9 protein-coding genes and 4 tRNA genes are annotated in these 12,047 nt (G+C 44.7%); 2 read left to right on the plus strand and 11 right to left on the minus strand.

Going from position 1 to position 12,047, the window contains the following annotated elements; all coding sequences use genetic code 11:
• From A3761_RS18365 to A3761_RS18400, 8 genes are all read right to left on the minus strand, one after another.
• A partial coding sequence (locus A3761_RS18365) for an LON peptidase substrate-binding domain-containing protein (protein ID WP_304439625.1) occupies window positions 1-742 on the minus strand: 742 nt, incomplete at its 3' end.
• Between the two features lie 243 nt (window positions 743-985).
• The gene (gene clpX / locus A3761_RS18370; protein WP_068506896.1) at window positions 986-2,269 is read right to left on the minus strand and encodes an ATP-dependent Clp protease ATP-binding subunit ClpX; all 1,284 of its coding nucleotides are present in this window, start codon (window positions 2,267-2,269) and stop codon (window positions 986-988) included.
• Between the two features lie 149 nt (window positions 2,270-2,418).
• Window positions 2,419-3,060, minus strand: a complete 642-nt coding sequence (gene clpP, locus A3761_RS18375; protein WP_304438895.1) for an ATP-dependent Clp endopeptidase proteolytic subunit ClpP — start codon at window positions 3,058-3,060, stop codon at window positions 2,419-2,421.
• A 217-nt stretch (window positions 3,061-3,277) separates the two neighbouring features.
• Window positions 3,278-4,585 carry a trigger factor gene (tig, locus tag A3761_RS18380; RefSeq protein WP_068506898.1) on the minus strand — a complete coding sequence of 436 codons (1,308 nt, stop codon included), beginning with the start codon at window positions 4,583-4,585 and terminating at the stop codon, window positions 3,278-3,280.
• Window positions 4,586-4,971: 386 nt separating this feature from the next.
• Window positions 4,972-5,056, minus strand: a tRNA-Leu gene (locus A3761_RS18385).
• A 65-nt stretch (window positions 5,057-5,121) separates the two neighbouring features.
• Window positions 5,122-5,197, minus strand: a tRNA-His gene (locus A3761_RS18390).
• Window positions 5,198-5,225: 28 nt separating this feature from the next.
• Window positions 5,226-5,302, minus strand: a tRNA-Arg gene (locus tag A3761_RS18395).
• 59 nt (window positions 5,303-5,361) lie between these two features.
• Window positions 5,362-5,438, minus strand: a tRNA-Pro gene (locus A3761_RS18400).
• A gap of 228 nt (window positions 5,439-5,666) precedes the next feature.
• Between A3761_RS18400 and folD the strand changes: the two genes are divergently transcribed.
• Window positions 5,667-6,521 (plus strand): bifunctional methylenetetrahydrofolate dehydrogenase/methenyltetrahydrofolate cyclohydrolase FolD, encoded by an 855-nt coding sequence (gene folD / locus A3761_RS18405; protein WP_068739826.1) that lies wholly within the window; start codon window positions 5,667-5,669, stop codon window positions 6,519-6,521.
• A 353-nt stretch (window positions 6,522-6,874) separates the two neighbouring features.
• On the opposite strand, the gene cysS is transcribed toward folD, so the two are convergent.
• The 3 genes from cysS to A3761_RS18420 all read right to left on the minus strand — a co-directional run bounded on the left by cysS (window position 6,875) and on the right by A3761_RS18420 (window position 11,482).
• On the minus strand, window positions 6,875-8,269 hold the full coding sequence (cysS, locus tag A3761_RS18410; RefSeq protein WP_068739824.1) for a cysteine--tRNA ligase: 1,395 nt from the start codon (window positions 8,267-8,269) through the stop codon (window positions 6,875-6,877).
• A gap of 24 nt (window positions 8,270-8,293) precedes the next feature.
• Window positions 8,294-10,003 carry a glutamine--tRNA ligase/YqeY domain fusion protein gene (locus A3761_RS18415; RefSeq protein WP_068554097.1) on the minus strand — a complete coding sequence of 570 codons (1,710 nt, stop codon included), beginning with the start codon at window positions 10,001-10,003 and terminating at the stop codon, window positions 8,294-8,296.
• 135 nt (window positions 10,004-10,138) lie between these two features.
• Complete coding sequence (locus A3761_RS18420) at window positions 10,139-11,482, minus strand: serine hydrolase (protein ID WP_197470058.1); 1,344 nt, start codon at window positions 11,480-11,482, stop codon at window positions 10,139-10,141.
• Between the two features lie 203 nt (window positions 11,483-11,685).
• Here A3761_RS18420 and A3761_RS18425 point away from each other — a divergent pair.
• Window positions 11,686-12,047 (plus strand): peptidylprolyl isomerase (locus A3761_RS18425; RefSeq protein ID WP_068750648.1); only part of this gene is annotated, 362 nt, incomplete at its 3' end.

Consider the following 12,047-nt stretch of genomic DNA (forward strand, 5'->3'; position numbering starts at 1 on the left):
CCGTTTGAATTTTGTTTTCCAGCTCTTCGAACTCGTTACCACCTTCGTTGATCGCTCCCATTTCTTTCTGGATAGCTTTCATTTGCTCATTCAGGTAGTACTCGCGCTGACTCTTTTCCATTTGCTTCTTAACACGACCACGAATGCGCTTCTCGACCTGAATCAGATCAAGCTCGCCTTCGATAACAGCTAACAACATTTCTGCACGCTGCCCGACATTCAACTCTTCCAGAACATCCTGCTTATCGGCTATTTTGAGTTCCAAATGAGCAGCAACGGTATCGATCAACCTAATAGGGTCAGAAATATTCGTTAACGACGAGACGATTTCAGCAGGAATTTTTTTACTCACCTTACTCAGCTTTTCAAACTGAGACATTAAGGTTTGCACAAGCCCCTGAAACTCAGACTGCTCTGGATGAGACTCTTCCAGCTCACTCGTTTTTGCTGACAAGAACTCTTCTGAAGCAACCCGATCCACACTGACTCGGTACTCACCTTCGATCAGCACTTTAACCGTACCATCGGGCAGCTTTAACATTTGCAATATATTTGCAACCGTACCAACGGAATATAATTCATCGATTGACGGATCGTCTTCGATGGCAGTTTTTTGTGTGAGTAAGAGAAGCTTCTTGTCAGAAGCCATGGCCGCTTCAAGCGCCATAATAGACTTTTCTCTACCAACGAAAAGAGGAATCACCATATGCGGAAAGACAACGACATCCCTCAAGGGCAACATGGGGATATGGCCTTCCGGCGCAGTTATCACGATATCTTTTTCAACGCTTTCTGATTCCGTGCTTTTATCTTGATCAGACATACAATTCCTCAATCACAAATAGATGCTTTGACTCATAAGTGGGGCTATATTTTTTAAATACAAGACAAACCGGGCGAGAATATTAGAACTTTTCCATATCAGCCAGGTAAAAAAAAACCATGCCCACCTTCATGGACATGGTTTTATCGATTTTAGTCGAACTTAGCTGTCAGGCAAGGCTTTTGCCTGTTCACCATTATCGTAAATCTTGATCGGTTCAGACTCACCATTGATGGTATTTTCATCAATAACAACCTTGCTTATGCCCGACTCGGATGGAATGTGATACATAGTATCGAGTAAAACATTCTCCAAAATCGATCTTAAGCCACGAGCACCAGTCTTTCTTTCCATTGCCTTGTTGGCAACAGCTCGAAGCGCCTCTTCCCTAAAATCAATTTCAACGCCTTCCATTTCAAAAAGCTTTTGATATTGCTTAGAGAGCGAGTTCTTAGGCTCTGTCAAAATTTGCATTAACGCAGCTTCATCAAGCTCGTTTAGCGTTGCAATCACCGGCAAACGACCAACAAACTCAGGAATCAAACCATACTTAACCAAGTCTTCGGTTTCGACTTCTTTTAGCGTCTCACCAACCTTACGCTCTGCATCCTTACTCTTAACCGATGCACCAAAGCCAATTCCACTCTTCTCAGAACGATCAGCAATAACCTTATCCAGGCCTGCAAAGGCACCGCCACAGATAAACAGCATATTAGTTGTATCAACCTGCAAGAACTCTTGCTGAGGATGCTTACGCCCACCCTGAGGAGGAACCGAAGCAACCGTACCTTCGATCAACTTAAGCAAAGCCTGTTGCACACCTTCACCTGACACATCTCGTGTAATTGAAGGGTTATCAGACTTACGAGAAATCTTGTCGATTTCATCAATATAAACAATTCCGCGCTGCGCTTTCTCTACGTCGTAATCGCACTTTTGCAGAAGCTTCTGAATAATGTTCTCGACGTCTTCACCAACGTAACCGGCTTCTGTCAGCGTGGTTGCATCAGCAATCGTAAATGGAACATTCAATAAGCGCGCTAGCGTCTCGGCCAATAGCGTTTTACCACTACCCGTTGGGCCAATCAGCAAGATATTACTCTTGCCCAGCTCAATGTCAGACTTAGCATTGTCGAACTTCAGACGCTTATAATGGTTATAAACAGCAACAGAAAGAACTACTTTAGCCCTCTCCTGCCCAATCACATAGTCGTCAAGCGTTTCTTTAATTTCTTGCGGTACAGGTAGTCTATCACTAGCTTCCTCAGAAGCTGTCTCCTGCACCTCTTCACGAATAATATCGTTACAGAGGTCTACACATTCATCACAGATAAAGACAGATGGGCCTGCAATCAGTTTTCTCACTTCATGCTGACTTTTGCCACAAAAGGAGCAGTAAAGTAATTTACCGTTATCTCCGCCCTTACCGTTTTTTTCATCGGTCATCAGATTTCCTACTTACTGTACAAAGCGCCTCTTCGAACGCCTGCGCGCAATGAAGCGGCTCTTACCGCTGCGCGATATTCATTTAATCGCCTGAGAAGTCCTATTCGAGCAGCTTAAGCTCTATCTTCCCAGGCAAGTGCCCCTCACTACTACTCTGCCGACGGACGCTTTTCAATCACTGAGTCAATTAAACCATATTCTACTGCCTCAGCACCATCCATAAAATTGTCACGATCTGTATCTTGAGCAACTTCTTCGATATCACGGCCTGTATGTTCAGCCATAATTTTATTCAGCTTATCACGAATCGTTAGAATTTCTTTAGTATGAATCTCAATATCAGTCGCCTGCCCCTGATAACCACCTAAAGGTTGGTGAATCATCATTCGCGAATGAGGAAGACAATGACGCTTACCTTGAGCACCACCCGTCAACAACAATGCGCCCATACTACACGCCTGACCAATACATAACGTAGAAACATCCGGCTTGATAAACTGCATTGTGTCATAGATAGACATACCCGCAGTAACTGAGCCACCAGGTGAATTGATGTAGAGGTGAATATCTTTGTCAGGATTCTCAGATTCCAAAAACAACAGCTGAGCAACAACAAGGTTAGCCATGTGATCTTCAACCTGACCAACCATAAAAATAACGCGCTCTTTTAGTAGACGCGAATAGATATCGAAAGATCGCTCTCCTCGTGCAGTTTGCTCTATAACCATTGGCACGAGACCACTATTAGTAATAATGCCTGAGCCTTGTCCCATATTGTCTTGGAAATTCATACGTATCTTTCTTCCTCTGCTTGGCCTGCTACAAGTATTGATGTGTCGACCTAGGTATCTTTTTTTGATATCTACGACAAGTCATATTGAATATGCAGTCTTTATTTTTCGTCGCTTTAAATTAAAAACAGCCAGTATTTAACTGGCTGTTTAAAGTGTAGCTGAAAAAAATTAGAGATTCAGATTTTCATCCGAATATTTCTTTTTTTTAAGCTTCTTATTGCTGAGCTGCTGCTGGCTTAACCGCATCTTCGTAGGACATCTTAACTTTTTTGCCCTTCGCTTTTGACTTAACTAACTCAACTACTGCGTCTTCTACAATAACTGCTTCAACCTGCGCGCGGTTTTCCTTTTGGTTATAGAACTCTACAACCTCAGCTGGCGTTTCATAAGTACCGGCAATTTCCTGGATCTTGGCATCAACTGCTTCAGCATCTGGCGTAATTTCGTTTTCCTTAACCACTGCCGCAAACAACAAACCAGTTTTAACACGCTGAGTCGCTTGATCTTTAAATAGCTCAGAAGGCAACTGAGAAACGTCTAACTGCTGACCACCACCAAACTGCTGCAAGGCCTCTTGCTTCATTCGGTTAATTTCTTCTTCAACCATAGACGCTGGAACGTCGATATCGTTTGCTTCAGACATGCCTTCAACAACTTGCTGCTTCAGCTTATTGCTTACTGCATTTTCAAGCTCACGTTCCATATTCTTAATTACTTCTGCTCTGAAGTCTTCTTCAGTTTTGCAGTCTACGCCGTATTTACCGAAGAACTCTTCATCCATTTCAGGAAGCACAGTATCTTCAACAACTTTAACGTCTACCTCAAACTTAACATCTTTACCTGCCAACTCTTCGTTCGCATAGTCTTCAGGGAAAGTCAGCTCTAAAGTCACTGACTCACCAGCTTTTGAACCGATCAGACCGTCTTCAAAGCCAGCAATCATTTGACCGGCACCCAAAGTGATCTTCTGGTCTTTACCTGTGCCGCCCTGGAACGCTTCACCATCCATATAACCAACGTAATCAAGCGTCAACAAGTCTTTCTTCTTAGACTTACGCTTTACTGACTTAAGTGTGCCATGCTGACGACGAAGCGTATCAATCATGTTCTTGATATCTTTTTCTTTAATTTCAGCAACTGGCGTTTCTAACTTAAGCCCAGACAAGTCAGCCAATTCGATTTCTGGATACACTTCAAAAATCGCAATAAACTCTAGATCCTTACCTTCTTCAACTGTCTTAGGCTCAAAACGAGGATAACCAACCGGGTTAACTTTCTCTTGAGTCAACGCTTGAACGTAAGAGTTACGCATTACTTCGCCAATCACTTCTTGACGTACGCCTTGTCCATAACGCTTTTTAACAACCTTAACTGGCACCTTTCCTGGTCTAAAACCGTTGATACGTGCTGTTTTAGCCGTCTTCTGAAGGCGCTCCTCGACTTCTCGCTCGATCTGATCAGCAGGTACACCAATCGTCATTCGGCGCTCTATGGAAGACGTGGATTCAACAGAAACTTGCATGGACATTCCTCAATTATATATAACGTGTTTGCTCGAAGACCTAACACCACTACCAATCTGCGTACGCGCGCTTAAAGCACCTATATACATGATTGAAAGACAGTCTAGTGATCGAATCGATCTAGACAGTGTATCAGCCATTAAAATTATTGGGGGCGAATATTAAGATCACTACCTGAATATATCAAGCACTTTAATCGACTTAAGGGTGCTTAATCGATGAAAAACATCAAAAACGAAAAACAATTCACAGGAAAGCGTAATAAACTAGAAAAGATTTATATTCAGATTATTCGTTATATATAAATATAACCAAGGAAGAGAACAAACAGCAGATATTTTATTGCGGTAAAATACTGCTTTTTTAGAAACACCAAGATTTGACTTGGTGCGAAAGGAGAGACTCGAACTCTCACGCCGCAAGACACTAGAACCTAAATCTAGCGCGTCTACCAATTCCGCCACTTTCGCATCGTCAATTTTTTCGTATTCTAACCAACTTGCAACCCGTTGTAAATCAACAATTTGCAAAAAGTTGGGGTGGACGAAGGGGTTCGAACCCTCGACCGCCGGAATCACAATCCGGAGCTCTACCAACTGAGCTACGCCCACCATTACCTGGCTTCTACCACTTAATAAATGGCGCGCCCGATAGGATTCGAACCTATGGCCTACGGCTTAGAAGGCCGTTGCTCTATCCAGCTGAGCTACGGGCGCTCGAATCCTTTTCTCTAAAAACCCTATTACACAAACAACATGAAACAAGATCTTTAAAATGGTCGGGGTAGAGAGATTCGAACTCCCGACATCCTGCTCCCAAAGCAGGCGCGCTACCAGACTGCGCTATACCCCGATCATACTTAAATTAGCTAACAACTCCTATTCACAAGCACTGCTGCCTGGAACATTCCTCGTTGCCTCTCAAAGATGGCGCGAATAATACAGCCGGTTTTTTCGATCGTCAACAAATTTTAAAGCGAATTTTAGAAATTCTTTTAAAAAAGCAATTTATAAGCTTTTTATTCATAAAGGGTCATGAGAAAATGCCGCCATTCAAAATTCAGGGTTAGAGAGATCGAACATGACCGCAGCACTAATTGATGGAAAGAAAATCTCGCAAGAGGTAAAGGCTAAAGTGGCCGAAGGCGTAAAAGAAAGAGTCGCCCAAGGTAAGCGCCCTCCCGGGCTTGTGGTTATATTGGTAGGTGCTGACCCAGCATCTGAAGTGTACGTTCGAAACAAAACTAACTCTTGCGAACAAGTCGGCTTCAAATCCGAAACGCTGACACTTCCTACTGAAACAAGTCAGGAAGAGCTAGAAAGCCTTATTGACAAATATAATGCCGACGAAACAATCGACGGCATACTGGTTCAGCTCCCTCTGCCTGAACACCTAGACAGCGATCCTTTACTAGAACGTATACGCCCAGATAAAGATGTAGATGGCTTCCACCCTTTTAATGTTGGCCGCCTTGCACAAAGAATGCCCCTACTCCGCTCCTGCACCCCAAAAGGCATAATGACTTTATTGGAAACAACAGGACAAACAATCAGAGGCAAAGATGCCGTTATCGTCGGCGCTTCTAATATCGTTGGTCGACCGATGGGCCTTGAGCTATTACTAGCTGGCTGCACTGTCACGACCACTCACCGCTTCACCAAAAACCTGCCCGAGAAGATATCTCAGGCCGACATCGTAGTCGTTGCCACCGGCAAACCTGGCTTAGTAAAAGGTGAATGGATTAAGCCTGGCGCAATTGTTATCGACGTGGGTATTAACCGTTTGGACGATGGCCGCTTGGTGGGTGATATTGAATTTGATGTCGCGCAAGAGCGCGCTGGCTGGATTACACCTGTTCCTGGCGGTGTAGGCCCCATGACAGTTGCAACGCTGATGGAAAATACGCTTTATGCAGCGAATGAGCTGCATAGCTAAGTTGAAGCAAGCCTGTAGGAAGAGGTCTCCGTACCTCCCTGGCGGACTGGCACAAAGTTTCTATGAAGCACCGCATTAGCGAGAGGTAGAACCCTCTGCCTACAAAAGAATATATACCAAACTCCACGTAGGCGGGGCCTCCGGCCGCGCGAACGAAACCGCTAGGCTATCTGATACACCGTGGAAAGACTTGCGCCCCGAGACGGGCCGCCTACAACTACAAACGCGCTATCTCGACAGTCACTTGTAGGCAGATGTCTCCGTGCCTCGCTGGCGGACTGGCACAAAGTTTCTATGAAGCACCGCATTAGCGAGGGGTAGAACCCTCTGCCTACGATTGAGTTTATTAGTGATTAAGAGCGGCGCCAGCTGGTACCATCTTTACTATCATCTAAGGTAATGCCCTGCTCTAACAACAGATCACGAATTCGGTCAGACTCCGCCCACTCTTTATTCGCACGTGCTTCTGTTCTTGCCACAACTAAAGCATCTATCTCATCATTTGATAAACCATCAGCCGAAGCTGCGCCTTTAAAGTAATCTTCAGGGTCTAATTGAAGAATACCCAAAGCTTCACCTAAAGAACGAAGCGTACTAGCCAAGGCCGCAACATTGTCACCTTCATCAGTACGTGCAACATTTAGCTCTCGAACCAAGTCAAACATCACGGCCAATGCTTCAGGCGTATTAAAGTCATCATCCATCGCTGTTTTAAAGCGCTCAAGATAAGACTCAACGCGCACTTCAGAACTTAGCTCTGCCTCGCTCAAACCACGTAAAGACTGATATAAACGATCCAAGGTTGCTTGCGCTTCAACCAGGTTATCTTCGGAATAATCAACCTGACTACGATAGTGGCTAGACACTAGGAAGTAACGAATCACTTCAGCCGGATACTTTTCCAAGACTTCGCGAATGGTGAAGAAGTTACCCAAAGATTTAGACATCTTTTCTTTGTTTACACGAACAGCGCCTGCATGCATCCAGTAGTTCACATACTTCTGACCGGTTGCACCTTCAGACTGGGCAATTTCATTTTCATGATGTGGGAATTTTAAGTCTGGCCCGCCCCCATGAATATCAAAGGTATCACCCAAACAGCAAGTCGACATGGCTGAGCATTCAATATGCCAGCCAGGGCGACCATTCCCCCACGGGGATTCCCAGCTAGCCTCGCCTTCTTTTGCCGCTTTCCACAAAACAAAATCCAGTGGATTACGCTTATGCTTTTCAACATCGATACGCGCACCCGCCAACAGCTCTTCGGTATTACGCTTGCTTAGCTTACCGTAGGTTTCAAACTTATCGATCGCATAATAGACATCGCCATTGTCGGCAGCATAAGCATGCTCGTTGTCGATCAGACGTTGAATCATATCGATAATTTCCTGGATATGCGCCGTCGCTCTCGGCTCCTGGTCTGGAGACTTCACCGACAACGCCGCTTCATCCTCATGCATCGCATCGATAAAGCGCTGCGTTAAAGCATCGTAGGCCTCTCCATTCTCCGCCGCTCGGGCGAAGATCTTGTCATCTACATCGGTGATATTTCGGATATACGTAACGTCGTAGCCAGAGTGGCGCAAGTAACGCGTAATCACGTCAAAGCTGACCAGCACGCGAGCATGACCGATATGGCAATAGTCATACACCGTCATCCCACAGACATACATTTTGACTTTGTTTTCTTCAAGCGGCTTAAATACTTCTTTCTCTGCAGATAGCGTATTATAAATTTTCAATGACATATTCTTTACTCCATCTACTCTTACTTATTTGCTTGCCCAATTATCTTTTAAACCAATTGTGCGATTGAATACGACCTTACCTTCACTAGGCTTATGGTCATATCGATCGGCAACAAAGTAGCCTTCTCGCTCAAATTGGAAATTCGCCTCAGGCTCCGCTTTTGCTGCATCAGGCTCAAGGTAAGCCTTAATCACACTAAAGCTTTCAGGGTTAACATGCGTCATAAAATCTTCTTCACCCGCATCTGGGTTAGCATGATTGAAAAGACGGTCATATAAACGCACTTCCGCCTCGACACTCTGCTCAGCAGATACCCAGTGAATAACACCGCGAGGCTTAATTCCTTCGATATTATTGCCTACCGAGTCAGCAACCAAGCTAGCTTTCACTTCAACAATTTCACCCTGCTCATTCTTAACACTTTCTTCGGCCTTGATAATGTAGGCACCACGCAAGCGAACATAATCCCCTAAGACTAAGCGCTTGAACTTCTTACGCGACAAGGTTTGATCTTCAGTGTAATCACTCTTCTCGATGTAGAGTGTTTCAGTAAATGGCAGACTGCGACTCCCTAACTCCGGCTTACTAGGGTGACAGGCAGCATTCAGCAATTCGTCAGCACCCTGGGCGTTATTATCAGCCATGTTAGATATCGTCACCTTAATAGGGTTCATCACACACATGGCGCGCGCAGCATTGTCGTTTAAATCATCACGAATCGCTCGCTCAAGAATCGCCACGTCAATATCACTATTGTTCTTGCTTGAAACAGGGATCATATCGCAGAAGCTTTTTAGCGCAGTGGGCGTAAAGCCACGACGACGCATACCTGATACCGTTGGCATACGCGGGTCATCCCAACCTGAAACGACACTGTCATCCACCAACTTCTTAAGCTTACGTTTACTGGTAACGGTATAGTTCAAGTTCAAACGACCAAATTCGTACTGGCGAGGCTTACTCGGAACAGGTAGGTTTTCCGTAAACCACTCATATAAAGGCCGGTGAGCCTGAAACTCCAAGGTACAAATTGAGTGCGTCACACCTTCAATGGCATCTTCCTGCCCATGAGCAAAATCATAACTCGGATAAATACACCACTTATCACCCGTTTGATGATGAGAAGCCTTACGGATACGATAAAGAATCGGGTCACGCAAATTCATATTTGGTGAGGCCATATCGATCTTGGCGCGTAAAACACAAGCGCCTTCATCGTACTCACCGGCACGCATCTTCTCGAACTCAGCTAAATTCTCTTCAACTGTACGCTCTCGATAAGGACTTTCTTTACCAGGAGACGTCGCCCAACCACGATACTCTTTGGCTTCGGCAGGGGAAAGGTGACAAACATAAGCCAATTTTTGATTGATGAGATGCAAAGCCCAGTCATAAAACTTGTCGAAGTAGTTAGAAGCATAACGCACCTCACCCGACCAGTCGTAGCCTAACCACTTAACATCTTCCTGAATCGCATCAATATAGGCCTGCTCTTCTTTTTCAGGGTTGGTGTCATCAAAACGAAGGTTACACTCACCGCCATACTCTTTCGCTAAACCAAAGTTCAACCAAATAGAACGAGCGTGACCAATGTGTAAAAAGCCATTCGGCTCAGGAGGAAAACGCGTAACAACCTTGCCGCCATGCTTGTTATCGGCAATGTCCTGCTCGATAGCCTGCTGTAAAAAGTGCTTAACTTCGGTGTCTTTTTCAGGAGTGTTTTGTTCTGACATGCTGGGTGATAATCCGACGAAAAATAAAACCCGACATTATATAGAAATCGATACTAATAGAAAGTAATCAACGGGGTCAGACTCGATTGAAATTCAATCGAGTCTGACCCCGTTGATTCCAGAGTGGCGTTTTAGCTATTTCACTGTCGCGCCCTTTGGGCAATGCTTATCAATCTTGTTCATAAACCTAAATAAGGTCGGAATGTTATTGGCTACAATCGGAACCCCTGTCGTCAACAAAGACACCGACACATCACGCACCGGGTCGGCCCAGCATAGTTTATTGATCAAACCAATATGTCCAAATGATTGAGCGCTGTGTTTACCCCACATACCGAAGGGCTCACCGCCCAACATTAAGCCAGCACTGTAGCGCATAGGCAGCATAAGTGTTTGATCAAATTGGATACTGGAATATTCCTGAGTAAAGCGCTTAACCGTCATTGGGTGGCATACGCGGTTGCCTTCCCATACACCGTTATTCAACAGCATTTGGAAGAAGCGGCCTATCTCTTCTGCGGTTCCCATAATATTGCCAGCAGGAATAACCGCCTTTTTAAAACGTGGGTCATTAGTTACACTTTCAACCATATCAAGCGATCCACCCAATGCCCGCTCAATTAAAGCCGAAATAGGATAGAAAGGCCTAACGCCTGTCGCGTGATTATCGGCCACCCGATCAGCATAGCGCTCTTCCACACCATAGCGGAAATACTTCATGCCCATCGGTTTTCTGACACGCTCATCCAAGAAGTCTTGAATACTTTTTCCGGTAACCTGCCTAACCACACGTTCAAGAATATAGCCACCCGTCAAGGCGTGGTATGCCAACCGGTTGCCTTTTGAAGACTGAGGCTTGGTCTCACACAAGATGCGCCAGATTTCATCGTTATCCCACAAGACTTCAGGGGGAACACCTTTCGGTAATCCAGGAACACCCGCTCTGTGGGACAAGACCTCGTGAATCGTGACATTCTTTTTGCCATTCTTACCAAACTCCGGTGCATAGAAGCTAATAGGATCATGCAGATGAACGAGTTTATCTTCAGAAAGCAGGTGCATCAAAAAAGCCGTAACTGCCTTAGAAGCGGAAAACAAACAGACAGGAGTATTAGGACGCATAAGAACACGAGCATCACCTTCTTGTGCGTCAGGACCATTACCAACCGCATGACCAATCGCACGATCAAGTATTACTTTTCCTCGTCGGCGCATACTAATTGAAACGCCTGGGTACAACGCAGTGCTATAAATATCCTCCACCGATTTCCAAATCGCCTCAACGCCTTCTCTGGTCATACCAACTGATTCTGGGTCAGCCTCGTTAACACAATCGGAGGTAATCACAGAAGAAAGCGACGAGGGCATATCAATGGTATGACTCACCTTTTGTCGAATCTGCTTATGTACCCCTTTATAGAGAGAGGCTTTTTTAAAGATATTCCCTGCATCGGTACTCATATTCATTCCACTACTCATTGTGCACCCTATTCTTTTATATTCTGCCTAAACGATAAAGCGATTAATAAATTAGAGCAATAACTCAGATCAATTTTGTCATTAATAATTGAGTATTTTTTCAGTTTTTTAACTATCACCGAAGCCATAGCGATTCAAAGCCAATTTATATACAATGCGCCTGAACAAGTTCTTCTACATTATCAACAGGAAAGCCAAGACTCATGATCTTATTAAAAACCAACCACGGTGATATCACACTTAAGTTAGATTTCGAAAAAGCGCCAGTGACTGCTAAAAACTTCGAGCAGTATGTTAAAGAAGGTTTTTACAACGGTGTTATCTTCCACCGAGTGATCAGTAACTTCATGATTCAAGGTGGTGGTTTTGAGCCAGGCATGAACCAGAAAACTACCCGTGAAACTATCAAGAACGAAGCAAACAATGGTCTAAGCAACAAGAACTACACCGTTGCCATGGCTCGTACTATGGACCCTCACTCAGCGTCTGCACAGTTCTTTATCAATGTTAAAGACAACACGTTCCTAGACTATACGGCTGAAACAATGGAAGGCTGGGGTTATGC

Source organism: Oleiphilus sp. HI0123 (assembly GCF_001635315.1).

Excerpts from the sequence above, each read along its gene's own strand:
- clpP (WP_304438895.1), bottom strand. The coding sequence starts at position 3,060 with ATGAATTTCCAAGACAATATGGGACAAGGCTCAGGCATTATTACTAAT.
- folD (WP_068739826.1), top strand. The coding sequence starts at position 5,667 with ATGACCGCAGCACTAATTGATGGAAAGAAAATCTCGCAAGAGGTAAAG.
- cysS (WP_068739824.1), bottom strand. The coding sequence starts at position 8,269 with ATGTCATTGAAAATTTATAATACGCTATCTGCAGAGAAAGAAGTATTT.
- tig (WP_068506898.1), bottom strand. The coding sequence starts at position 4,585 with ATGCAAGTTTCTGTTGAATCCACGTCTTCCATAGAGCGCCGAATGACG.
- clpX (WP_068506896.1), bottom strand. The coding sequence starts at position 2,269 with ATGACCGATGAAAAAAACGGTAAGGGCGGAGATAACGGTAAATTACTT.
- A3761_RS18420 (WP_197470058.1), bottom strand. The coding sequence starts at position 11,482 with ATGAGTAGTGGAATGAATATGAGTACCGATGCAGGGAATATCTTTAAA.
- A3761_RS18415 (WP_068554097.1), bottom strand. The coding sequence starts at position 10,003 with ATGTCAGAACAAAACACTCCTGAAAAAGACACCGAAGTTAAGCACTTT.